Annotated in this window: 24 protein-coding genes; 5 read left to right on the forward strand and 19 right to left on the reverse strand. The window is 66.8% G+C overall.

The genetic code is table 11. The features are described 5' to 3' along the window. Positions 1 to 11: 11 nt before the first annotated feature. The 3 genes from pcaH to BLR85_RS08185 all read left to right on the forward strand — a co-directional run bounded on the left by pcaH (position 12) and on the right by BLR85_RS08185 (position 2,312). Complete coding sequence (gene pcaH, locus BLR85_RS08175) at positions 12 to 740, forward strand: protocatechuate 3,4-dioxygenase subunit beta (RefSeq protein WP_093153369.1); 729 nt, start codon at positions 12 to 14, stop codon at positions 738 to 740. A gap of 2 nt (positions 741 to 742) precedes the next feature. Beyond that, positions 743 to 1,363, forward strand: coding sequence for a protocatechuate 3,4-dioxygenase subunit alpha (gene pcaG, locus BLR85_RS08180; RefSeq protein ID WP_093153372.1), 621 nt, complete (start codon positions 743 to 745; stop codon positions 1,361 to 1,363). A gap of 112 nt (positions 1,364 to 1,475) precedes the next feature. Continuing rightward, on the forward strand, positions 1,476 to 2,312 hold the full coding sequence (locus BLR85_RS08185; protein ID WP_093153375.1) for a 3-oxoadipate:acetyl-CoA acetyltransferase: 837 nt from the start codon (positions 1,476 to 1,478) through the stop codon (positions 2,310 to 2,312). Positions 2,313 to 2,342: 30 nt separating this feature from the next. Here the strand turns inward: BLR85_RS08185 and BLR85_RS08190 are convergent, their stop codons facing one another. Next, positions 2,343 to 3,407: a 3-carboxy-cis,cis-muconate cycloisomerase gene (locus BLR85_RS08190; RefSeq protein ID WP_093153378.1), complete on the reverse strand. Its 1,065-nt coding sequence runs from the start codon at positions 3,405 to 3,407 to the stop codon at positions 2,343 to 2,345. A 279-nt stretch (positions 3,408 to 3,686) separates the two neighbouring features. Here BLR85_RS08190 and BLR85_RS08195 point away from each other — a divergent pair, with 279 nt between their 5' ends. After that, complete coding sequence (locus tag BLR85_RS08195; protein WP_093153381.1) at positions 3,687 to 4,901, forward strand: PepSY-associated TM helix domain-containing protein; 1,215 nt, start codon at positions 3,687 to 3,689, stop codon at positions 4,899 to 4,901. Between the two features lie 28 nt (positions 4,902 to 4,929). On the opposite strand, the gene BLR85_RS08200 is transcribed toward BLR85_RS08195, so the two are convergent. The 14 genes from BLR85_RS08200 to BLR85_RS08265 form a co-directional block, all read right to left on the reverse strand. Then, positions 4,930 to 7,050 (reverse strand): DUF4384 domain-containing protein, encoded by a 2,121-nt coding sequence (locus tag BLR85_RS08200; RefSeq protein ID WP_093153384.1) that lies wholly within the window; start codon positions 7,048 to 7,050, stop codon positions 4,930 to 4,932. Continuing rightward, positions 7,050 to 7,454: an ExbD/TolR family protein gene (locus tag BLR85_RS08205; RefSeq protein ID WP_093153387.1), complete on the reverse strand. Its 405-nt coding sequence runs from the start codon at positions 7,452 to 7,454 to the stop codon at positions 7,050 to 7,052. Before BLR85_RS08205 ends, BLR85_RS08200 begins: the two co-directional genes overlap by 1 nt. Next, complete coding sequence (locus BLR85_RS08210) at positions 7,451 to 7,873, reverse strand: ExbD/TolR family protein (RefSeq protein WP_093153390.1); 423 nt, start codon at positions 7,871 to 7,873, stop codon at positions 7,451 to 7,453. Before BLR85_RS08210 ends, BLR85_RS08205 begins: the two co-directional genes overlap by 4 nt. Positions 7,874 to 7,883: 10 nt before the next feature. Continuing rightward, a complete protein-coding gene (locus tag BLR85_RS08215) occupies positions 7,884 to 8,522 on the reverse strand; it encodes a MotA/TolQ/ExbB proton channel family protein (protein ID WP_093153393.1) in 639 nt (212 codons plus the stop codon). A gap of 3 nt (positions 8,523 to 8,525) precedes the next feature. After that, positions 8,526 to 8,966, reverse strand: coding sequence for a hypothetical protein (locus BLR85_RS08220; RefSeq protein ID WP_093153396.1), 441 nt, complete (start codon positions 8,964 to 8,966; stop codon positions 8,526 to 8,528). Positions 8,967 to 9,080: 114 nt separating this feature from the next. Then, positions 9,081 to 10,883: an allophanate hydrolase gene (gene atzF / locus BLR85_RS08225; protein WP_244520651.1), complete on the reverse strand. Its 1,803-nt coding sequence runs from the start codon at positions 10,881 to 10,883 to the stop codon at positions 9,081 to 9,083. Further along, on the reverse strand, positions 10,880 to 11,239 hold the full coding sequence (locus BLR85_RS08230; RefSeq protein ID WP_244520652.1) for a cupin domain-containing protein: 360 nt from the start codon (positions 11,237 to 11,239) through the stop codon (positions 10,880 to 10,882). Before BLR85_RS08230 ends, atzF begins: the two co-directional genes overlap by 4 nt. Continuing rightward, positions 11,232 to 11,900, reverse strand: a complete 669-nt coding sequence (locus tag BLR85_RS08235) for a cysteine hydrolase family protein (protein WP_093153402.1) — start codon at positions 11,898 to 11,900, stop codon at positions 11,232 to 11,234. Before BLR85_RS08235 ends, BLR85_RS08230 begins: the two co-directional genes overlap by 8 nt. After that, the gene (locus BLR85_RS08240; RefSeq protein ID WP_244520653.1) at positions 11,897 to 13,417 is read right to left on the reverse strand and encodes an ABC transporter ATP-binding protein; all 1,521 of its coding nucleotides are present in this window, start codon (positions 13,415 to 13,417) and stop codon (positions 11,897 to 11,899) included. Before BLR85_RS08240 ends, BLR85_RS08235 begins: the two co-directional genes overlap by 4 nt. A gap of 8 nt (positions 13,418 to 13,425) precedes the next feature. Next, the gene (biuH, locus tag BLR85_RS08245) at positions 13,426 to 14,103 is read right to left on the reverse strand and encodes a biuret amidohydrolase (protein WP_093153408.1); all 678 of its coding nucleotides are present in this window, start codon (positions 14,101 to 14,103) and stop codon (positions 13,426 to 13,428) included. A 1-nt stretch (position 14,104) separates the two neighbouring features. Further along, complete coding sequence (locus BLR85_RS08250) at positions 14,105 to 15,115, reverse strand: formamidase (RefSeq protein ID WP_093153411.1); 1,011 nt, start codon at positions 15,113 to 15,115, stop codon at positions 14,105 to 14,107. A 10-nt stretch (positions 15,116 to 15,125) separates the two neighbouring features. Then, complete coding sequence (locus BLR85_RS08255) at positions 15,126 to 16,049, reverse strand: ABC transporter permease (protein ID WP_093153414.1); 924 nt, start codon at positions 16,047 to 16,049, stop codon at positions 15,126 to 15,128. Next, positions 16,049 to 17,167, reverse strand: coding sequence for an ABC transporter permease (locus BLR85_RS08260; RefSeq protein WP_093153417.1), 1,119 nt, complete (start codon positions 17,165 to 17,167; stop codon positions 16,049 to 16,051). The genes BLR85_RS08255 and BLR85_RS08260 overlap by 1 nt, the downstream gene beginning before the upstream one ends. A gap of 10 nt (positions 17,168 to 17,177) precedes the next feature. Beyond that, positions 17,178 to 18,290, reverse strand: a complete 1,113-nt coding sequence (locus tag BLR85_RS08265) for a BMP family ABC transporter substrate-binding protein (protein WP_093153420.1) — start codon at positions 18,288 to 18,290, stop codon at positions 17,178 to 17,180. 174 nt (positions 18,291 to 18,464) lie between these two features. On the opposite strand from BLR85_RS08265, the gene BLR85_RS08270 reads away from it, so the two are divergent. Continuing rightward, positions 18,465 to 19,370, forward strand: coding sequence for a LysR family transcriptional regulator (locus tag BLR85_RS08270; protein ID WP_093153423.1), 906 nt, complete (start codon positions 18,465 to 18,467; stop codon positions 19,368 to 19,370). 92 nt (positions 19,371 to 19,462) lie between these two features. Here BLR85_RS08270 and BLR85_RS08275 read toward each other — a convergent pair whose 3' ends face one another. From BLR85_RS08275 to BLR85_RS08290, 4 genes are read right to left on the reverse strand one after another with little or no spacing between them, the layout of a single operon-like run. Next, on the reverse strand, positions 19,463 to 19,768 hold the full coding sequence (locus BLR85_RS08275) for an NUDIX hydrolase (protein WP_093153426.1): 306 nt from the start codon (positions 19,766 to 19,768) through the stop codon (positions 19,463 to 19,465). Continuing rightward, on the reverse strand, positions 19,765 to 20,856 hold the full coding sequence (atzD, locus tag BLR85_RS08280; protein WP_093153496.1) for a cyanuric acid amidohydrolase: 1,092 nt from the start codon (positions 20,854 to 20,856) through the stop codon (positions 19,765 to 19,767). Before atzD ends, BLR85_RS08275 begins: the two co-directional genes overlap by 4 nt. Beyond that, positions 20,856 to 22,304, reverse strand: coding sequence for an amidohydrolase family protein (locus BLR85_RS08285; protein ID WP_093153429.1), 1,449 nt, complete (start codon positions 22,302 to 22,304; stop codon positions 20,856 to 20,858). Before BLR85_RS08285 ends, atzD begins: the two co-directional genes overlap by 1 nt. Positions 22,305 to 22,358: 54 nt before the next feature. Further along, positions 22,359 to 23,324 (reverse strand): ABC transporter substrate-binding protein, encoded by a 966-nt coding sequence (locus BLR85_RS08290; RefSeq protein WP_093153499.1) that lies wholly within the window; start codon positions 23,322 to 23,324, stop codon positions 22,359 to 22,361. Between the last annotated feature and the right edge of the window lies 1 nt (position 23,325).

The following is a 23,325-nucleotide window of genomic DNA, read 5'->3' on the forward strand; positions in this document are numbered from 1 at the left end:
GGAGATAGCGAATGAGACAGCCCGGAGAATTCTACCAGCGCGACCGCGAGTGGCATCCGCCCGCGAAGACACCCGACTACAAGACATCGGTCACCCGCTCGCCGGAATACTCGCTGCTGAGCCTGCAGCAATCGGCCAGCGAGATCACCGGGCCGACCTTTGGCCATAACGATATCGACCCGATCGACAACGACATGATCCACAACTACGCCCAGCCGGGCGAGAGCGCCATCGGCGAGCGGATCATCGTGCATGGCCGGGTGCTGGACGAGAATGGCCGCCCGGTGCCGAACACGCTGGTCGAGGCCTGGCAGGCCAATGCCGGCGGCCGCTACCGGCACAAGAAGGACACCTATCTCGCCCCGATCGACCCGAATTTCGGCGGTTGCGGGCGCGTTCTGACCGACGAGGACGGCTATTACTTCTTCCGCACGGTCAAGCCCGGCGCCTACCCGTGGCGCAACTGGGTCAATAACTGGCGACCCGCGCATATCCACATGTCGATCTTCGGCACGTCGTTCAGCCAGCGGCTCATTACCCAGTGCTATTTCGAGGGCGATCCGCTGATCGCGAAATGCCCGATCGTGAACACGATCCCGGATCAGGCCGCGCGCGGGCAGCTGATCGCCGCGCTCGATATGAACGCGACGATCCCGCTCGATACGATGGCCTACAAGTTCGACATCGTTCTGCGCGGGCGCCGCTCGACGCTGTTCGAGAACCGTCTGGAGGGGAACTGATCATGGTGCAGAAGCTCGACTATCTGAAAGAGACTCCCTCCCAGACGGCTGGGCCCTACGTCCATATCGGGCTCGCGCCCGGTGCCGCCGGTTTCGAGATCTACGAGAAGGAACTGGGTTGGGATATCGCCGGGCCGAACGCCAAGGGCGAGCGCATCCGCGTGGAAGGTATCGTCATCGACGGCATCGGAAGCCCGATCAAGGACGTTATGCTGGAGGCCTGGCAGGCCAATGCCGACGGAATTTATGCACATCCCGAACATCCCGGCGAGGTCGAGGAGGGGTTTCGTGGCTGGGGTCGCGTGATCACCGATTTCGAGACCGGCGAATGGGGGTTCGACACGGTCAAGCCCGGCCCGGTCATGGGGCGCTCGGGCAAGATGATGGCGCCGCATATCAATCTCTGGATCGTTGCGCGCGGCATCAATATCGGGCTGAACACCCGGATCTATTTCGAGGATGAGGCCGAGGCCAATGCCGCTGATCCGGTGATCAACCTGATCGAGTGGGAGCGCCGTCGGGCGACACTTATCGCCAAGCGGTCGGAGCGGGACGGGCAGGTCGTCTACCGGTTCGACGTCAAGCTTCAGGGCGAGGACGAGACGGTGTTTTTCGATATCTGATACTTGCGAGGGGGGCTTTGCCCCCCGCGCTCTTGCGAGCGCTCCCCCCAGGATATTTTTGGAAAGATGATGCGGGGGAGGCGTTCATGCGACCCCGTACGAGGATAGCGACATGAGCAAACCCTGTATCCTGTGTTGCGCCATCACCGGTTCGCTGCCGACCAAGGCCGACAATCCGGCGGTGCCGGTGACGATCTCCGAGCAGGTCGAAAGCAGCCACGAGGCGTTCGAGGCGGGCGCATCGATCATCCACGCCCATGTGCGCAACGAGGACGAGACACCCTCCAGCGATCCGGAGAAATTCGCCCGCCTCAAGGAGGGGCTGGAGAAACATTGCCCCGGCGTGATCGTCCAGTTTTCGACCGGCGGGCGTTCCGGGGCGGGGCAGGCGCGTGGTGGTATGCTCTCGCTGCGGCCGGACATGGCCTCGCTCTCGGTGGGGTCGAACAATTTCCCGACCCGCGTCTACGAGAACCCGCCCGATCTGGTGGCGTGGCTGGCGAGCGAGATGCGCAGCTACGAGATCACCCCGGAGGTGGAGGCGTTCGACCTGAGCCACATCCTGCAGGCGATCCGCATGCATGGGGCGGGGGAGCTATACGGCAAACTCTATGTTCAGTTCGTGATGGGCGTGAAGAACGCGATGCCCGTGGATCGGGAAGTGTTCGATTTCTATGTGCACGTGATGAAGACGCGCGCGCCGGAGGGGCAATGGTGTGCCGCCGGGATCGGCGCGGCCCAGCTGACCGTCAATGAATGGGCGATTGCCGCGGGCGGCCATACCCGGGCTGGGCTGGAGGACAATGTCCGGCTCGATCGCGACCGGCTGGCTCCCTCCAATGCCGCCCTTATCCAGCGTGCGGCGGAGCTTTGCGAGAAATACGAGCGCCCCGTGGCGACGCCGGCACAGGCGCGCGAGATCCTCGGGCTTAGACCGGCTGGGGGCTGAACGCAGCGCTTTTGCTAACGGGACCGGTGCTTATTGAGCCGGTCCCAACCGTTCGATACTTCCGAGCAGATCCTGCGCCAACAGAAGCGCCTTGCCGGTCGCACCGGCCATCGCGGGCAGGATCATCCATTCCAGCGTCCAGGCGGCGCCGGAGCGTTCCTGTTCGTGCAGCAGCGCCTGGTGCATGCCGCCAAGCTGTACGGCGTTGTAGCGCGCCAGGGTCACCAGCATTTCGGCCAGCACGGGGTTCTGCTTGTGCGGCATGGCGGAGCTCGATCCGCCGCCCGAGAGGCGCAGCTCGTCCACGCCCTGCTGGGCCATGAGGCAGAGATCCTGTCCCATCTTGCCCAATGTGCCCGTCACGAGCGACAGCCAGCCAGCATATTCGGCCATGCCGTCGCGCATCGCGTGCCAGGCGCGGGGCGGGTTGTTGAGGCCAAGCGCCTCGGCGATTTGTGCGGCAACCGCCTCCTTTGCCGCGCCGGTGGCCGAGCGGTTGCCGACGGCGCCACCGAATTGCAGTTGCTCGATGCGGGGGCGGATCTCCTCCAGCCGTTCAAGATGTGCCGCGAGCGGCATCTTCCAGCCGGCAATGCGGTCGGAGACCGTGATCGGAAGCGCGGCCTGCATTCGGGTGCGGCCCATCATTTCCGTCGCGCCAAAGGTTCCGTCCAGTTTGTCCAGCGCCGCCAGGGCTGCTCGCAGCCGGTTGACAAGTTCCTCGTTGACCCCCCGCAGGGCCAGAACGGTCGCCGTGTCGACAAGATCCTGGCTGGTGGCGCCGGCATGGATCGCTGCGGCACAGTCGGAGCCGGCATGAGCCTTGAGCTGGCGGGCATATTCCGGCGCGGGGACGCCGTCGGTCAGCACCTTGGCGCGGATCGCGTCGAGATCCGCGGCGAAGCTGTCGATCGCGGCGACGGCGGCTGCCGAGACCTCGGGTGACACCACGCGGGCCTCGCCAAGCGCTTGCGCCAGCGCCCGCTCGAAGGCGGAAAAATGGGACAGGAAGCGGGCCGAGGAAAACGCCGCTGATATCGTCTCATCGGTGAAGAGGGGGCCAAACATGTGGGGGTCGTGGGTGAGCGGGTTCATGGGGTCTCGGGCAACCTGCCTGGAAAGGAAATGACCCAACGCCTCATGCGCCAATGGTCCGTGGCGCGTATCAAACCCGCGTGGCGCGGGGCAGGTCAAGCGCCGAGCCCGGGATTTGCATGAAATCTTGCGGCGGTTACTTGCATTTGTGCGAAACGGCGACCGGTTCGCGGTGGGTCTGGCAGGACCGGCAAGGGCGCAGTTTTTTTGACTGGCCGCGACGGAAATACTTTCGACGCGCGTTCAACGGACAACGGCCGTAGATAACGAGGACAAGCCATGTCTTTCCGCAAAATACTGTTCTGGAGCCATCTCGTGGCCGGCGTCGGGGCCGGTCTCGTGATCCTGGTGCTCGCGATCACCGGCGTGTTGCTGACTTATGAGGTTCAAATCACCCGATGGGCGGAAAGCGGCCTGAACGTGAGCGCCGCAGGAGAGCCGTTGCCTGCCGACAGGCTCGCCGAAGCCGCGCTGATCGAGACCGGTGGCGTTGCCTCCGCGCTCGTCTTCGAGAATGACCCGCAAGCCGCGGTTATTGCCGCCAGCGGGCGCAGCGACAAGGCCTTCCTCGATCCCTATAACGGGGAACTGCTCGCATCCGACAAGACGGCAACGCAGGAGTTCTTTGCCACGGTCACCGCGCTGCACCGGTGGCTGTCCTTCTCCGGGCGCAGCGAGACCGGCGCGGCGCTGACCGGCGCGGCGAATCTCGTGTTCGGTTTCCTGCTGCTCTCGGGGGCCTATCTCTGGCTGCCGAAGATCTGGAAATGGGCCATGCTCAAGACGAAGATGCTGTTCCGGCGGAGCTATCCGAATGCCAAGGCCCGCGATTTCGCCTGGCATCATGTCTTTGGCTTCTGGGCGGCGATTCCGCTATTCCTGATCATCCTTTCCGGCGTGGTGATCTCCTATGACTGGGCGTCCAACCTCGTCTTTGCCGCCTATGGCGAACAACCTGCGATGCGCGGCGCTTCGGGCGGTCAGGGGCAGGGACAGGGCAAGGGCGGCGGTCGCGGACTGGGCATGGGGCGTCTCGGCGGAGGCGGCGGACATGAGTACCACGAGTCCGAGGGCGGGGCGCTCGCGCTTGCCCCCGGAAGCCTGACCTTGCAGGCGGTGCTGGAGACGGCCGAGGCGTATGACCCCGACTGGAACCGGATTACGCTGGATCTGCCGAAGCATGCCGGCGCGACCGAGACTACGGCAATTGTCGATACCGGCACGGGCAAACAGCTTTCCCGGCAGGAGACGCTCACTGTGTCGCTGGAAAGCGGTGAGGTGGTGAAGACCGCCAGCCTTGCTGACCGTTCGCCGGGCGCGCAGGCCCGGATGTGGCTGCGTTTCGTGCATACCGGCGAGGCCTATGGCGTGATCGGGCAAACCATTGCAGGGCTCGCCTCGCTGGCAAGCATCTTCATGGTGTATACCGGGCTCGCGCTCAGCTATCGCCGCCTGATCCAGCCGCTGTTCCGGCACCGCAAGCCGGTGACCTAACAGCGCCACGTGGCCGCCGTGCGGGTCGTCATTGGGCCGGTGCGGTGGCGATGAAGAAATAGACCCATTCGCCCTTGAAGTCCGGTGCGTTCTGCCGGGCCTGTTCGACGCGTTCCGAAAGGAAGGCGATATAGGCCTCGGCCGGCTCCACCAACGGGCGCAGCCCATCGTAGAGCGGTGCCGAGGAGGCAAAGGCGACCACGATCTCCTGGCCAAAGGGCGGCGCGATGGTCAGGTTCAAGGCCGGCCTTCCGTCGCTATCGACGCCCGATAACAAGGCCGTCTTGGCTGGCGATTTCTCCAGCGGCACGATCTCGTTGGGTTGCAGGTGCAATACGCTGCCATCGGCGTCGAAATAGTCGATATACACGTAGGCGTCGTAATCGGGCGCGGTCAGGTCGAGCCGGAGCCGGTCGCCCTCCTGGAAGCGGAACTCGCGCACGAAGGCGTTGGGGCCGACAATGCGCGGGTTGGTGCGCTGGTCATCCGATTGCGGCAGGCCCAGGTTGGCGATGCCGGTGAGCGCGCCGCATTGCGGGCGCGGCAGGATCTGCAAAGCGTCAGTCACGGGGATATCGGTGCCGATATGTGACTGGAGCGCGGTCAGCAACGGTCCCCGCAAGGCGTCTTCCGGCACGTGGCCGCGCAGCTCCAGCCTGCCGGTCTCGGCGTCGAATTCCGTTTGCAGCCGCGCGCAGGGAATGCCGGTGAGCAGCGCGGCCAGCCCGTCGCGCATGGGCGAGTCGCCGGAGCCCGTGGGGTCGGATGGCTGCATGAAAGCCTGGATCGCCGCGACCGAGACCGGATCGGCGACGCTGATATCGCCCACGGCCCAGGCCAGCGAGGCCGACATCCGGGTGGCGGTTTCCGCGGTGGGGGAATCGGGCAGCCGTGCCGCGTCGGGACGGCTTTGCTTGCCCGTTGGCACGTCCGGCGCGACGGGCGCGGAGTGCGGGCCTTGCGGTGTGGGCAGCGTCGACAGTGGGGGCGAATCTGGCAGGCTGGCCAGCAGCGCGGGTGCGGTTTCGATGCTGTCGGGATCCGCGCGGATCGCCTGCGCGCTGGCATCGATTGAAGCTGCCTGGGCAAGGCTGTCCATCGCGACGGGCGCGGGGCGCGCGCCTTGTGGTGGCGGCAGCGTTGACTGCGGGGGCGTTTCCGGAAGGCTGGCAAGCACCATTGGCGCGGTTTCGATGTTGTCCGGATCCGGGCGGATCGCCTGGGCGCTGGCATCGATTGAAGCTGCTTGGGCAAGGCTGTCCATCGCGACCGGCGCGGGGCGTAGGCCTTGCGGTGTTGGCAGCGTGGAGAGCGCGGGCGTCTCCGGCAGGCTGGCAAGGATGATCGGCGCAGTTTCGATGTTGTCCGGATCCGGTCGGATCGCTTGGGCGCTGGCGCTGATGGGCGCTGCGGCGGCGAAGCTGGCCAGAACCACGGGCGCGGTGCCGATATCGGCCCGCGCCTGTGCGACGGGTTTCCTGTCGGGGCGCAGTGTTTGTGCCGCCGTGGCGTCTGCGGGTTCCGCCCGCATCGAACTCCCCGCGGCCAGTTGCGCGGGGAGGCGCGCGGTGTCGGGGCGATTCAGTCGCACGGGCGTCGCCTCGGCGTTGTCGCCGGCAAGCGACGTCGCTTCGGGACGCGCAGTGGGGGCTTGAGTGAGAGTCGGTTGTAACTCCGCCATGGCCGCGTCCGAACGGGCGGCGACCGCCTGCGCGGCTTGCGTCGGCCGCGCGCTTTCGGTCACCGGGGTCGTGTCCGGGGCAAACTGTGTGACGGCGGCACCGCTGGCCGGGCGCGACTCGAGCGCGTCCGGCGCGGGCAGATCGGCGGCAAGCGATAAGCCGACGGTTTCCGCCCCGGCGAGTGACGTTGACGGTGGCGCAACCGTCGCGGCGGAGGTGCGGCGCGGTGCGTCCTGTGCAAGCGGCGTCGCCGTGCCTTGCTGGCCAGTCAGGGGGCGGGCGTCGGCCTGTTGCGCATCGGGGCTGGAATGGCGGACGGTTTCTGCCGCGAGGCTCAGTTCGGTCGAAACCGGCTTCTGCTGTGGCACGGGCCTGGGTTGCATCAACACGGCCAGCACAGCCAACGCAGCGGCATGCAGCGCGACCGAGGCCACGCAAGCCAGCGCCCATTTGACCGGCCGCGCCATCACGGCCCTTCCGGCGTCACGACGAGAACGATGTCCTTTGCGCCGAGTCCTTCGATCTCCGCGACCAGCGGGAGATAGAGGCGCAGTTCCGCGCCGCGATGTGCGTTGATGCGGATCAGCCGGTCCGGCATCCGCGTCAGGACGGTTGCCAGCTCCGACAGAAGCGCGGTCTCGTCCATCTCCCGGCCATTCAGCGCCAGCGTGCCGTCTTGCGCGATCGCCACGGTCTCGCCGCCGCCAGGCATGGTTGCGCCGGTTTCCGAAATGGCCGGCATGACCCGGAACGGCGCCGTGGCATCCATTCGCCCGACCAGCATCGAGAAGACCAGCAGGAAGAACACGACATCGATCAGCGCGATAATCGGTTCGGGATGCTGGCGGCGTTTGCGGCGGGCAAGGTTCATCGCACAGGCTCCAGCCGCACGAGCCGCATCCGGGTGACGCCCGCCGACGTGGTCGCGTCGAGCAGGGAGACAAGCTCCTGCGTGCGCGCATGTCCAGACGGCAGCAGGACGACGTTGAGATCGGGCATTGTCGCGAGCCGTTGCCGCAGCATCTCGACCAGTTCTCCGCGCGCCACCGGAGCCCCGTGCAGGCGCACCGTTCCGTCGGAATCGAGCCGCAGCAGCACCGTATCCGAGGTGCCGGCCTGCGCCGTGGCGGGGGCAAGCGGGCTGGCCGCTTCGCTTTGCGTGAAGGGGATCATGCGCAGGTTCAGATAGGTCGAGGTGACCATGAAGAAGACGAGCATGATCATCAGCACGTCGATCATCGGCACGAGCGGGATCGGGGCGTTGTCGGAGTTGGCCTGTCTCAGTTTCATGGCGCCCCCCTTATGCCTCCTCGGCGGCTTCTCCGTCGGCGTCTTCCAGCGTCATCAGCCGGCCCACGGCCGTTTCCATGGCAACGCCGATGCGGTCGACCCGCGTGCCCAGCAGGCTGGCCGAAACGGCCGACGGAATGGCCACGACGAGGCCCGCAGCGGTGGTCAGCAGCGCCTGCCAGATACCGCCGGCGAGCAGCGAGGCATTTGCCGCGCCCTCGGCCAGCGCCAGTTCCTGGAAGGAGGAGATCATGCCCAGCACCGTCCCCAGCAGCCCGAGCAGCGGGCTGACCATGCCGACCAGTTCCAGCGTGCGTATGTGGCGCGAGAGCCGGTCCAGCTCCTGGTTGCCGCGCCATTCAAGTTCCTCGGTCAGCGCGGTGCGGCGGCGTCCGGCGATGAGGCCGCTCATGGCCGCGCTCAGTATCCGGTCCAGGGGCGACTTCCCGGCCTCGACCGTTTTCAGCGCGGAGGCCCGCTCGCCCTTTCGCCACGCCTCATAGGCAGCATCGCGGCCCGATTGGCCACCAAGCGCGCCGCGCATGTCCAGCAGCTTGACGACGATCAGGGTCACCGAGATCAGCGACAGCACCGCCAGCACCCCGATCACGGGGCCGCCGCGCGTGAGCGTCGATATCATCTGTTCCATGGCTTACTTCACGAAGCCGGCCGACGCCTTCGACGACAGGTCCATGATCTCGAAGCAGTCCATCGGCTCGGCGTTCTGCGGCGTGCAGGCCGTCATCTCGTGCAGCAGGATCTCCGAGATGTTGTCGCAGGCGATGTCGGGGATCTCGAACAGCTTCAGCGTCGTGCGCGCAATCGGCAGCGGGGCCGCGTCGATGCTCAGAAGCTGGTCGATCACGCCTCTTTTATCCAGCACTGCCAGTGACATCTCGAAGGCTTCAAGCGTCATTCCGGCCTGGTTGCGGAACAGGAAGAAAGTGCGGCAACCGCCGCTCTCCGCCGGTTCGAACTTGTTCAGTTCCACTCCGAGACGGCCTTCCTGCGCCTGAACGGCAACAGGAGCGAGCGCTCCGAGTAGAAGGCAGGGAATTATCAAACGAATAGATTTGAGGAATTGCGATGTCATTTCCGGCCACCCTTTCTCCTGATCCAAGAAAGACGGAAACCGGGGCGTCAGGTCAAGCGTCAAATGGGGGCCGAGCAGGGGCCGAGCGGACGGCCCCGGTATGTGGCCCTTGCTTTACTGACTGTCGAGATAGGCGCGCCATCCGCCCAGTTCAGTGATCTCAGTCGCGCCATCGAGCCCAGCAGGTTCCACCAGGAAGCCCTTGACCATGGAGCCGTCGGCGAGCTCGATCGACCCGATGGAGAGCGGGGAGGGGATGGAAGCGAGGAATTCCCCGAAGGCGGCGGGCGGCAATGCCCAGATCTCGAGCGCGATGGCCTTGCCGCCGTCGGAGCGGATCAGGCCGGGGCGCGCGGGCGGGCCGCCGGCCAGCGCATGGAAGCGGTAGCGCGCCGACGTCGATCCGCTGCGCAGGTAGCGCCCGCCGCGCGATGTCAGTTCGTGGTTGAGCGGCAGGCCCGACATATGTGCGCCGACGACGGCGATTTCGATCTCGCCCGGTGCGGGACCGTCCGCCGGGAGGGCGGCTGCGGGCAGATCACGCCCAGTCGCCCCGAGGCTGGGGCCGGTGGCGCGGTGCAGCCGCTCGGCCACCGACGCGGCCAGCCCGTCGCGCACCGAGGCCGCCAGAAGCGTCACGCTGCCCGGCCGACCATCGCTGCGCGGGGCGGTCGGAACGGCGATGCCGCACAGGTCCATCAGGTTGACGAAATTCGTGTAGGTGCCGAAGCGGGAATTGGGGCCGATCGGGTCAGCCTCAAGATCGGCCACCGAGTAGAATGTCGGGATGGTGGGCACGCAGAGCAGGTCCACCTGTTCCAGAAGCGGCTCGGCCAGGCGTTTCAGCTCGGCGAGCCGGTAGATGCCGCGGAAAGCGTCTACCGCCGAGAGCCGCGCGCCGCCGCCGATGATCTGCAGCGTCACCGGGTGGAGCGCGTCGGGATCGCTGGCGATGAGATCCTCGACCACGGTGAGCCGCTCGGCGACCCAGGCGCCCTCGTAGAGCATCTCGGCGACCTTGAAGAAGGGGGTGAAATCCAACTCGACGATGCACGCGCCATCGGCCTCGAGCGTGGACAGCGTGGCGGCGAAGCTCTCGGCCTGAACCGTGTCGCCGAAAAACTCCCGCGTCGCGGCATCGGGCACGCCGACGCGCAGCGCGGGCGGCGGGGCGGTGAGCGGCGGTGTGGCGATATCACGGGCGAACGCGTCGCCGCGGTCGAAGCGCGCGGCGGCGGTGAAGGCGCGCCAGGCGTCGGGCACGGTCAGCGCGAAGATCGAGATCGTGTCGAGCGTCCGGCAGGCGGGCACGACGCCGGTATTGGAGAGCGCGCCGAGCGTGGGTTTCAGCCCGACGATATTGTTGAGCGCGGCGGGAACGCGGCCCGATCCGGCGGTGTCGGTGCCCAGCGAGAAAGAGACAATGCCGCGCGCCACGGCTACGCCGGAGCCGGCGGACGAACCGCCCGGCACGATCTCGGGGTCGATCGCGTTTTTCGGTGGCGGGAAGGGCGAGCGGACGCCGACAAGGCCGGTGGCGAACTGGTCGAGATTGGTCTTGCCGAGCGGGATCGCGCCCGCGGCTTTGAGCGCGGCGACGGCGAAAGCGTCCTTCTCCGGCTCATAGGCATAGGCCGGGCAGGCGGCGGTGGTGGGGGTGCCGGCGAGGTCGATATTGTCCTTGATCGCGAAGGGGATTCCCCAGAGCGGCAAGGCGTCGGGGTCGAAGGCGGGCAGGGCGGCAGCCTCGGCGGCGACATCCTCCTGCGCGCGAAGATGCAGGAAGATGCCGGGATCGGCCGCCGCCTCGATGCGCCGATACGCCTCTGCGATCACCGCCTCGGGCGAAAGCCCGGCGGCATAGGCCGCCTGCAGGCTGGCAATGTCGAAGCTCAGCTCCGAAAGGGTCTCTGTCACGATTCTTTCTCCTCGATCATCTCGACCGGACGTTCCCATTGGATCAGGACGACACAGCCCTCCTCGGACCAGACCGCATGGCTGGTTCCGGCGGGATTGATCATCAGCGAGCCGGTCGGGTAATGGCCCGCCTCGTCGGTTTGGGATCCCTCCAGCACCAGGATCGTCTCGAGCCCGGTATGCAGGTGGCGCGGCACCGAGGCGCCGGGCGCGTAGCGCAGTAGCGCGAGCTTGGGGTAGCTTTCGATCAACTCGGCGATCTTGACACCTTCGCGGAAAGGACCGAAGGCGAGATCGTGCCAACCGCCCTGGATCATACCGGCGACATAGCGAAGGGGTTTCAAGCGCTTATCCATCGAGCGCCTCCACGATCTCCGCCACGGTTGCTGTCCAGCCAACGATGGCACCCTGCGCGCGGATCATTTCCAGCGCGGCGGCTTTGAATGTGGGGAAATAGCTTTCGGTCGCGTCCTCGGCGAGCAGGCAGTCGAAGCCGCGATCATTGGCCTCGCGCATCGTGGTCTGAACGCAGACCTCGGTGGTCACGCCGGCGAAGACGAGATTGTTGATGCCCTTCTCAGCCAGCAGGTCGCCAAGGCCCGTTGCGTAGAAAGCGCCCTTGCCCGGCTTGTCGATAACCGTCTCGCCGGGGGTGGGGGCTAGCTCGGGCACGATGGCCGCGCCGGGGGCGTCGGTGATCAGGATGCGTCCAATTGGCCCGTCGTCGCCGATCCGCAGGCTCGGCGCACCGCGGTCGCGCTTGGCGGGCGGGCAGTCGGAGAGGTCCGGGCGGTGGCATTCGCGGGTGTGGATCACGGCCATGCCAGCGGCGCGGGCGGCCTCCAGCAGCCGCTTCGCGGCGGGCAGGATGGCGCGCAGCGGCGTGACATCATTGCCGAGCGTGGCGCCGAAGCCGCCCTCCTCGACGAAATCGCGCTGGAAATCGATCATCACCAGCGCCGTACTGGCGGGATCGAACCGAAAAGGAAAGGGCTGTGCCTTGGCGATCTCGATCATGCGGAATAGCCTCCCATGTGATGGCCGATCTCGGCGATCTGTGCGTCGGCGATGGGCTTTTCGTAGGCGATGCGGCCTTCGGACATGACCAGCACCCGGTCGGCCAGTTCCATGATCTCGTCGAGATCCTCCGACATCAGCAGCACCGCCGCGCCGCCATTACGCGCCGCCATGATCCGTGCCCGGATCTCGGCCACGGCGGTGAAGTCGAGCCCGAAACAAGGGTTGGAGATCACCAACAAGTCCACCTCGCCGGTCAGTTCGCGCGCCAGCACCGCGCGCTGGACATTGCCACCCGAGAGCGAGGCCATCGGCGCGTCGAGCGAGGCGGCCCTGACCTTGAAACCGGCGACCAACTCGGCGGCACGGGTGCGCATCTCGCGTCCCGAGAGCCAGAAGCGACGGCCGGAGCCGTTAAGGTCGAAGCTGCGGAAATTGATGTTCTCGGTAACCGACATGCGCGGTGCGCAGGCATTGTGCAGCGGCTCCTCCGGCAGGTAGCGGACGCATTTCACCCGCGCTTCCTCGCGGCTTGCGCCATAGGGCGCGCCCTTGACCTCGATGCTGCCCGCGCCAAGTGGGCGCTGGCCGGTCAGCACTTCCATCAGTTCCATCTGGCCGTTGCCGGAGATACCGGCGACGCCGACGACCTCGCCCGCGCGCACCTCCAGCGCGTCGATCACGATCTGCTTGAGACCGGAGCGGTCGGAGGCCCGCGCGCCCTTGAGGGAGAGAACCGCGTCGCCCGGCATGCCCGTGCGGGGGGCGGGGTCGGGCAGTTCCGCCTCGCCCATCATTATCCGGGCCATGTCGGCATGGGAGAGGTCGGAAACCAGCGCCGAGCCGACAAGCTTGCCCCACCGGAGAACGGAGACCGCATCGGCATAGGCCGTCACCTCGCGGAACTTGTGGGTAATCATCATTACCGTAATCTCGCCAGCCTCGCAGAGCGCCTTGACGTGGCCCAACACCTCGTCGGCTTCGTCCGGCGTCAGCACCGAGGTGGGCTCGTCGAGGATCAGGAAGCGGCGACCGAGATAGAGCTGCTTGAGGATCTCCAGCTTCTGCTTCTCGCCCGCCGAGAGCGCGCGCACCGGCTGGTCGAGCGGCACCGAAAAGGGCATCCGCGCCATGAATTCGGCCAGCGCCGCGCGCTCGCGCCGCCAGTCGATCACCCGGGGCGCGTCGTCCCGGCTGACGACCAGGTTCTCTGCCGCTGTCAGCGAGGGGACCAGCGTGAAATGCTGGTAGACCATGCCGAGCCCGAGCGCATGGGCGGCACGCGGATCCGGCACCAGCGCCTCGCGCCGGTCGACCAGCATCTCGCCGGAGGTCGCGCGGTAGAAACCCATCATGCATTTGACCAGCGTGGACTTGCCGGCCCCGTTCTCGCCCAGAAGCGCGTGGAAGCTGCCCGGCGTGATGCGGATCGACACGTCGTCCAGCGCGGTGAAGGCGCCGAAACGCATGGTCATGTGCAGCGTCTCGACCTCGATGGCCTGCTCGAGGGGCTTCACCGGCAAGCTCATGCGAGGCCCGCGATCATCGTTGCGCTGTCGGAGACCGCGCCGAAGACGCCGCCCTGCATCTTGACCATCTTCAGGGCCGCGTTGTGGTTGCCGAGATCGGTCGCGCCGCAGCAATCCTCTAGCACAAGGCATTCGAAGCCGCGGTCATTGGCCTCGCGCATGGTGGTGGAAACGCAGACATCGGTGGTGATGCCACAGATCACGAGGTTCTCGATGCCGCGCGTGCGCAGGATCAGTTCCAGGTCGGTGGCACAGAAGCTGCCCTTGCCGGGCTTGTCGATGATGATCTCGCCGGGGTCGGGGAAAAGCTCCTCGATAATGTCCCAGCCGGGCTCGCCCCGCACGAGGATCTTGCCGCAGGGGCCGGGATCGCCGATGCCCGCGCCGATCTGCTGGCTGCGCCAGCGCTTGTTCGCGGGAAGGTCCGACAGGTCGGGCCGGTGGCCCTCGCGGGTGTGGATGATGTGATAGCCCTTGGCGCGCATCACGGCGAGCACGGCCTTGATCGGCTCGATCGGCGCGCGGGTCATCTTCAGGTCATAGCCCATCTTGTCGACATAACCGCCCTTGCCGCAGAAATCGGTCTGCATGTCGATGACGATCAGCGCGGTGTTTTCGGGCCGCAGGTCGCCATTATAGGGCCAGGGATAGGGATCGGAGGGAATCGTTGCCATGTCAGGCCTCCTTCGTGCGTTCGCCAAATGCCCGGGTGGGCGCGTCGAAACCCGCGCCGGTGCCGTCGGTCACCTTGACCTCGTCTTCCCACGGCAGCCGGTAGCGGCCCGCGGCGAGGTCGGTCATGTAGGTATAGGGGCAGTCCTGCGCGCCGCCTTTCACGGCGACATAGCCGCGATGGCCGAACTGGTAGATGTTGTTCTCCACCCCCCAGTGGAGGCGTGCCTCGCGCACCAGGTCGGGGCGGACCTCGGCGGTGATGATCTCGTCGGCGCGCCCGGATGTGCCATGGGCGATGATCGTGCCGTCGAAATTGACGATCATGCCTTCGCCCATCGAGTCGAAGCTGCCATCGGAGCCGCACATGCAGACATTTGCCGTCACCATCAGGTTGCAGAAGGCGTTGGACTGGTTGGTGAAACGCCAGCTCTCGCGGATAGGTGCGGTGTAGCCGGCTGTGCGCAGCATGATCTCGGCGCCGCGATAGGCCGCCTCGCGCGCCATTTCGGGGAACATGCCGTCATGGCAGATGATGAGCGCGAGTTTCGCGCCCTTCGGCCCCTCGATGACGGGAATGCCAACGTCTCCCGGCTCCCATGGCTCGACCGGCACCCAGGGGTGGAACTTGCGGTAATAGAGCTTCACCTCGCCTTCCGGGTCGATGATGATACCGGAATTGAACGGCATTCCGCCGGGGTTCTTCTCCATGATCGAAAAGCAGCCCCAGATGTCGTTGTCGATACAGGCCTGTTTGAAGGCCGCGACCTCCGGGCCGTCGAGACTGCACATGATCTCGGGATTGGTGTCCATCGACAGGCCGTGCAGCGCGTATTCGGGGAAGACGACGAGATCCATCGTGCCCATGTTGCGCCGCGCCTTGCCGACCATCTCGACAATTCGGGCGGTCTGGGCGGCGAGGTCTTCACGCGTCTTCACCACGGGTAGCTGAAGCTGCACCAGCCCGATGACGACGCCGTTCGGCGATTTGTTCAACCCTCCTAGTCCGGACATGGACGGCCTCCTATTTGGTGATGCTGAGTTCGCCCGGCGCGCCGGTGACGGCACGGGTGGGCGAGGATGTCGCGATGAGCACGCCGAGCGTGAGCACGTAGGGCGCGGCGTAGAAGAGGTAGTATCCCTGCGAGATGCCCGCCGATTGCAGCGCCGGGCCGAGCGCGCCCGCGCCGCCGAAGATCAGCGCCGCCCAGAGGCAGGCGATGGGGTTCCAGCGGGCGAAGATCACCAGCGCCACCGCCATCAGGCCCTGACCGGAGGAGATGCCCTCGTTCCAGGAGCCGGGATAGAAGAGCGAGAGATAGGCTCCGCCGACCCCGGCGAAGGCACCGCCGGCGGCGGTTGCAAAGGTGTGGACAACGGAAGGACGGATGCCCATGGCGCAGGCGGCGTCAGAAGAATCGCCTACCACGCGGATGATCAGGCCCAGCCGGGTGGCGCGGAACATCCACCACAGGCCGATGGCGGCGGCGATGCCGATCAGGAAGAGCACGTTGACGCGCAGCGCGGCCTGCACCTGCTGCAGCTCGGACCACCAACCGAAGGATATTGCCGGAAGGTCCGGTGCGACCGGCTGGATATATGGCTTGCCGAAAAAGAAGGCGAGCCCCATGCCGAGCAGCATCATGGCGATGCCGATGGCGATGTCGTTCACCCTCGGCAGGGAGCAGAGCAACCCGTGGACGAGGCCGAAGAGGCTGCCCGCGACGGCGGCTGCCAGCACCCCCACCCATGGCGAGCCAGTCTGGTAGGCCAGCGCGTAGCCGCTCATGGCGCCGAAGACGAGCGTGCCCTCAAGGCCGAGATTGATCCGGCCCGAGCGTTCGGTCAGCACCTCCCCGAGCGAGACGAAGAGGAAGGGGGGGGAGACGCGGATCGCGCCGCCGAGGATCGCAAGCGGTATGGCCCAGAGGCCGATATCGCTGTCCATCAGGTGCTCCTCCAGCGTTCGGGCGCAAAGAGGCGCAGGCGTCCATAGAGTGTCTCCGACATCAGGATGGCGACGAAGACGATGCCCTGCAGCACCAGCGTCGTGGCATCCGGCAGGTCCATCCGGCGCTGCACGAGGCCGGAGGAGGCCTCGAAGCCCGCCAGCAGGATCGCCACCGGGATGATCACCAGCGGGTTATGCCGGGCGAGAAAGGCGACGAGGATGCCGGTATAGCCGTAACCCGCGGCCAGAGAGGCATTGGCGGAGCCATGCACGGCGGTGACTTCGAAGACGCCCGCGAGCCCGGCCAGCGCGCCGCCAAGTGCCGTGAAGCCGATGATCAGCCGGCCCACCGGCAGGCCCTGCACCTGCGCCGCGCGGGCATTGCCGCCGGCGATGCGCGCGGCAAAACCCCAGGTCGTGCGTTCGATCAAGATCCAGGCTAGCAAACAGGCAAGCATTCCGAAGATCAGCCCCCAATGCACATCCCAGCCGGGAATGTTGCCGACGCGAAGCGCTTCGGGCAGCGGTGCGGTGGAGGGTTTGTTGAGGCTCGCCGGGTCCCGGAAGGGTCCTTCGACGAGGTGGTTCATCAGCGCGATGGCGATATAGGCCATGAGCAGGCTGGCGATGGTCTCGTTGACGCCGCGCACATGGCGCAGCCATCCCACCGCGCCGATCCAGACACCGCCGACTAATGCGCCCGCAGCCGCCATCAGCGGCAGGGCGAGAGCTGGTGGCCAGCCCGAGAGTGCGCCCGCGAGCGCGCCACAGGCCACGCCGCCCATAACGATCGCGCCCTCGCCGCCGATGACGACGAGGCCGAGACGTGCCGGCAGCGCCACGCAGAGCGCCGCGAAGAGCAGCGGTGCGGTGCGCGAAAGCGTGTTCTGCCAGGAGAAGGCGGTGCCGAAGCCGGCCTTGTAGACCAGCCCGTAGAATTCCGCCGGGCTCTTGCCCTGGCTCATCAGGAACAGGCCGAAGACCGCCAGCCCCGCGATCAGCGCGCCGAGCGGGATCAGGACCGCCTCGGACCGGCGCGCCAGCGCGGCGAGCCAGCCCTCGGGCGATGCCAGGCCGCGCGGGCCCGGCACGGGGCTATGATCGACGACCGCCATTCCTGCCGCCTCAGGAGGTCGCGCCGATGACGCCCTCGACGAGGTAGTCCATGCTTTCGAGCGCGACATCGCTCTCCTCGAAGGCTTGGCCCTCGGTGGCGATCACGTTGCCCTTGTTGTCCTTGAGTGGTCCCTTGATGGCGGCGAAACCGCCCTTCATGATCTCGGCCTTGGTGGCCTCGAACTTGTTGCGCGCCTCGTCCGACACGGCCGGGCCCAGCGGAGACATCTTGATGAAGCCCTCGGCCAGACCGCCACGGACGAAGTTCGGGATCGTGCCGCCGTCCATCGTGGTCTTGACCATGTCCTCGTAGACCTTGGCCCAGTTCCACTCGGCGCCGGTGAGGTAAATCTCGGGGGCGAGCGAGGACTGGTTGGCGTGGTAGCCATTGAGATACATGCCGCGCGCGGCACCCGTCTCCATCACCACCTTCGGCCCGTCCACGTGGCAGGTGACCACGTCGCAGCCCGCATCGGCCAGCGCGTTGGTGGCCTCGGCCTCCTTGACGGCCAGCGACCACTCGCCGGTGAAGATCACCTGGCAGGTGATCTCCGAATCCACCGAGCGGGCGCCGAGCAGGAAGGAGTTGATGTTGAGCAGCACCTGCGGGATCGGCTTGGCGGCGACGAAGCCGATTTTCTTGGTCTTGGTCGCGTAGCCGGCGGTGATGCCGTTGAGATATTGCCCCATGCCGATATAGCCGAAATAGCTGCCGGCATTCGTCGGGTGCACGCCGTCCTGCCAGAGCCCACCGCAATGCTGGAAACGCAGGTCCGGGTTTTTCGGCGCAACTTCGAGGATATGGGGGTCGAAATAGCCGAAGGAGGTGGGGAAGAGCAGCGTGGCACCGTCGAAATTGATCATCGATTCCATGGATTTCTGGACGTCGATGGTTTCGGCGACATTCTCCTCCTCGACCACGGTGACGCCCGCGAGCGCCTTGACGGCGCCCGCGCCCTCGGCATGGGCCTGGTTATAGCCGTAGTCGTCCTTGGGGCCGACATAGATGAAGCCGACGGTCAGATCGCCGGCGGCAAAGGCGGCTTTCGGCAGCGCGGCTGCACCGGCCAGGGCGGCGGAGGTTTTCAGGAAACCGCGGCGGGAAAAGGGGGTGGAAGTCATGGAACGCATCTCCTCGCGATGGACGTGACGTTGAAATCTGGCGAGCCGTGGCGCTTGGGCGCGGCGGCAAGGACGTTCGATTGTGGGGACAGACTGGGATGGACGAGTGCTGCTGCATACAGTTAAGTTTGCATCGGATCGCTGCATTTTTTGCACTACTTGGAAGGAGTGCGCATGCCCGCCCGCCATCTCGCCCCGCTCACCTATATCGAGGAGGTCGCCCGGGCCGGCTCGATCCGGAAGGCCGCCGAAACGCTGGCCATCACCTCCACCGCGCTGAACCGGCGAGTGCTGGCGCTGGAGGAGGAGTTGGGGGTGCCGCTCTTCGAGCGCCTGCCGCGTGGCGTGCGCCTGTCGACGGCCGGGGAGCTTTTGATCAGCCATATCCGCCGACAGGCCTCCGAATACGAGAAGCTCAAGAGCCAGATTGCCGACCTCTCCGGCGAGCGTCGCGGCAATGTCGCCATCGCCTGCAGCCAGGCGCTGTTGCCCTACTTCCTGCCCGAGCAGATCTCGCGCTACCGGGGCGAGCACCCTGCGGTGACCTTCGATATCCGTGTGCGCGACCGGGCGGCGGCAGAGGCGGCGCTGATCGACTTTTCTGCCGACGTGGCGCTGATCTTCGAGCCGGTCCGGCTGCGCGAGGTGCAGGTGATGATCGCGGTGCGCCAGCCGGTTCACGCGGTCATGGCTGCCGATCATCCGCTGGCCGGGCGCGAGACGATCCGGCTACGCGATTGCGCGGCCTTTCCCGTGGGGCTTCCCGCGGTGCAATACGGCGTGCGCCGCCTGATCGACATCGCGTTGATGCGCTCCTCGGTAGAACTGCGCGCTGCCGTCGTCTCGGACAGTTTCGAGTTCCTGCGCCGCTATCCACGGCACGAGAATCTTGTCTCGTTCCAGATCCCCGTCGGCCTGCCGCGCAAACCCGACGAGGGGATCGTGACCCGCCCGGTGGACCGGCGAGATTTGCCGGAGGGCTCGCTCTACCTGTGCCAGTTGCGCGGGCGCCCGCTGCCGGTGGCGGCGGCGAAATTCGCCGCCCAGATGGAAGCGGTGCTGGAGGCCGATTACCGCTGAGCGCGCAGGAATGGGAGGATCTGCTTGCCGACCACGTCGGAGACATTCCGGGGCTCGGGCCCGTCCAGCGGCTGCCAGCGTAGCTCCGCGATCTACGATTGCGCGGAGGGCGTGCCGTCGAATGCCGCGCTGAAGAGCTTCACCGCCACGATCACCCCCGGCTTGCCCGCCGCCGGGGCGGAGAACAGGCCGAGGAATTCGGCGCTCTCGCGGTCGAGGGTGACGCCCAGTTCCTCCTGGACCTCACGGGCAAGCGCCGACAGGTCGTCCGCATCCGCCGCTTCGACCTTGCCCCCGGGGATCTGGAACAGCGCATCGCCCTTGCTGCGCGCGAGCAGGACCCGGCGCTCGCGCAGCACGCAGAACCCCACCTTGTCGATGATCTTTGCCGCGCTCATGCGGGCGCCACTTCCGGGGAGCGGGAATAGATCAGCGCCACCGGGCCGCCGCCATCGGGGCCCTGATGTTCGGCGCCGCCCGAGACGAAGAGTTCGGTATGGCCAATGAGCCCGGCCAGAAGCCCGCCGACGAAGCCGCGGGCGTGGCGGGTGGAGGAGAGGTCGCTGTCTTCCAGCATCGTGTGGCGCGCGCCGCGGATCAGCCCGGAGGCGGAGGCCTCGGCCTTGGCCAGCAGCGCGATGGCCCTGTCCGGGGCCGATTGCAGCGGCGCGCCCGGGGCGGCGAGACCGAGCAGGGCGGCGACCGAGGGCGCGTCGATGGCGTCCTGCATCACGCCATGCGCGATGCGCAGCGGGCCGGACCACGCAGCCGATTGCCCCATCACCACGATTTCACAGGCCATGAGTTCGATCCCCGGGGAGGCGGAGGCGCGGGCAGACCAGAGGTCGAAATTGACCCCGATATCGGCATCCGTGAGCGTGCCGATCTCGCCCAGGGCCTGCCCCACGCCGAGCGCCGAGGCGCCACGCGAAAGGCCCATGGATTTCAGCATTGAGGTGGTGACAACGTGGCCGCCCACTGCCAGCGTGCGCTCGGCGGTCAGCAGCGGGCATTTGATCTGCACGAAGTGGACGTCTTCGGCGCGCGTGATCCCGGCCTTTGCCATCGCTTCCTCGACGCCCGCGCGCACCAGTGCCACCTGCGCGCTGCGCCCGATCTCGTCGGGCGTGAGCGCGCGAGTGATCGTGGCGGCGAAGGCCAGCGCGAGGTCTGCTCCGGGCGCAGACCCGTCGGTTTCGCTAAGCACGATCCAATGCGGTGAGAGCCCGCCCTCGGTGCCGCCGGACATGACCATCGGCAGGCGCGCCAGCGCCTCCGCAGGAAGGTGTTCCGCGAGCATTGCGCGCAGGCTCTGCACCGCGTAGCCGCGCGTGAAATCATTGACGCAGCCATTGCCTTCCGTCTTGCCGAGTACCGCCACTATCCGTGCCGGATCGATCTCCCCGGCCTCTATCAACCGCGCGATCGGCGCGACATCGCTCGGTCCGGCCATGGCCAGCCGGTGTACCTGTGCCTGACGGGTCATCAGCAACACCCCTTGTAAAAATCCGCGATCCCGCGTTCGACCTCCGGAAAGGCAGCAATGAGATCGGCCTTGCCGGCCAGACCGGCGCGGAACTCGCGCCGAAGCCGGTCCTGAAGCGCGTCGAGATCCACCCCGGTCAACCGCCCGTCGGCGATGACCTGTCGTCCGCGAGAGAACGCCTCGATGATGTCGCCCTTCTCGCCGCGGGCAAAGAGATAGCTCGCCGGGTCCACCGGCATCAGCGCGTCGCGGTCCAGCCGGGCCAGCGAGAGCAGCAACAGATCCGCCGGGGCGCCGGGCGCGATCACTCCGCCGGGCTCCAGCCCAAGCCCTGCGCGACCCGTCGCACAGGCCGCGCGCAGCGCCGTCTGCGGTGTCAGCCCTCCATCGCCATAGCCGCGCGCATGGTTGAGAAGGTGAAAGAGCCGCAATTCGCGCAGCCCGTCATCGTCCTCGTCAAGCGCGCAGCCGTCGAGCCCCATGGCGACGTCGACACCGGCGTCGAGCATCGCGGGCACCGGCGCGATGCCGGAGTAGAGATGCAGGTTGGAAGAGGCGTTGACCGCGATCCGCGCCCCGGCGGCGGCGATGCGCGCAAGCTCCTCCTTGCGTGCCCAGACGCAATGCGCGAGCGTCAGGCGGTGCGAAAGCAGTCCGATATTTTCAAGATGTGCCACGATTCCGTCGGGATAGGTGCGGTCGGCCCAGTCCCGCTGCGGCGCGGTCTCCAGCAGGTGCATGTGGACGCGGCGGCCCGTGCGCGCGGAGGCCTCCGCGATGCCGGCCAGCAGCGCATCCGAGCACCATTGCACGCTGTTCGGCCCGTATTGCACGTCCACATGGCCCGGTGCGTCTGCCACTGCCTCGGCCACCGCATCGACCAGCGCCAAATGGTCGGCGACAGAGGGCAGGGGGCGCAGCCAGATTTCCCGGGCGAGCGCCCGTGTCTCGGGCGAGAGGGGCGCCAGAACGGCCTCGGCATCGCCATAGACCAGCGGGTTGCGGTCCCGCAGGGCGACGGCAAAGCCGATGGAGACGCCCACGTCATGGGCGGCCCGCGCGATCTCCCGGGCTTCCTCCGGCAGGCTCATCCCGCCCATAGGCCGCGTCAGGTGGACCATGACCGAAGTGGCCCCGCCTGCCAGCGAACGCCCGAAGGAGGCGGCGGCGGCGGTGTAGGGATCGGCGGAGGGCGTCACCGCGAGTTGCGGCAGCCACGCTTCCAGCGGTTTGCCGCCGCAGCCCAACGATGTGGTGGAGAGCGGGCGGGCGTGGTTATGCGCATCCGCCAGCGACGGGATCGCGAACAGCCCCGTGCCGGGCGGTTCGGGCAGGGGGGAGAGCGAGGCGATCCGGGCGCCGTCGATCACGATGCGGGTCGGTCCGGCGGTTTCATAGGCCGGCCCAAGCAGGGCGGCGTCGACATCGAGTATGTGCTGGCTGGTCATGGTCGGGAATTTCAAGGGGATTGGGCCGGCGCGCAAGGGCGTCGGCCCGGTCTGTCAGAGTTTGCGGTCGTCGAGCGGCGGAAGGAAGCCCGCATCGAAGACACTGCCCGCTTCGGGGGCGGTTTCGAAACCGTAGATCTGCTGGATCACTGCGATGGAGCGGGCGAGGCGCTCTGGATCGACCGCCCCGACACCCAGTTCCAGGCTCTCGGGCGAGCGGATCAGGTAGTCCATCACGAAACCGAGCCGCTTGGCCTCCAGCCCCTCATCGACCAGCGGTTCGTTCGCCTTGACTGCCGCCGCGCCGCTGGCGGGATCGGCGATCACCTCCATCAGCGCCTTGTTGATCGCCCGGACAAGCCCGGCAACAGCCTCGGGATGCTCTTCATAGAGCTTGCGGGAGACCTTCACGCCGTTGGAATAGATGTCGAGCCCGGATTCGCCGTAGCCGATGAAGCGGAATTCGTTGTCCGGGTCCATGCCGAGGCCGATGATGTTGAGATAGCTCGTCACGTTGAAGACAAGGCTCGCATCGACATTGCCCTGAATCAGCATCTGCTCCTGCAGGTTCGGCTGGATATTGATGATCTCGATCTTCTCCATGTCGAGCCCGGCCTTGTCGGCGAGCGCCGGGAAGAACTTGGTCGCCGCCGAGCCCGCGGGCGCGCCGACCGTGAGCCCTTCGAGATCCTTGGCCGCGGCGACCGGACCGTCAGCCTTGGCGATGATCGAAAAGGGCGGCTGGTTGTAGATCTGGTAGACCATGACCGGCGCTTCGGCTGGTGTCATGGCCGCGTTCTGGATAATTGCGTTCATGTCGCCGAAGCCTGCGTCATAGGCCCCCGATATCACCCGCGTCACCGTGGCGGCCGAGCCTTCGCCCTGGTCGATGGTCACATCGAGCCCTTCTTCGGCGAAATAGCCCTTTTCCTTGGCCAGGTAGAACCAGCCCTGGGGGCCTTGGTAGCGCCAGTTGAGGACCATCTTCAGCTTGGTCGTGCCCTGCGCGAGCGCGGCCATG

This window comes from Aliiruegeria lutimaris (genome assembly GCF_900099935.1).
In the GTDB taxonomy this organism is placed as follows: Bacteria; Pseudomonadota; Alphaproteobacteria; order Rhodobacterales; family Rhodobacteraceae; genus Tropicimonas; species Tropicimonas lutimaris.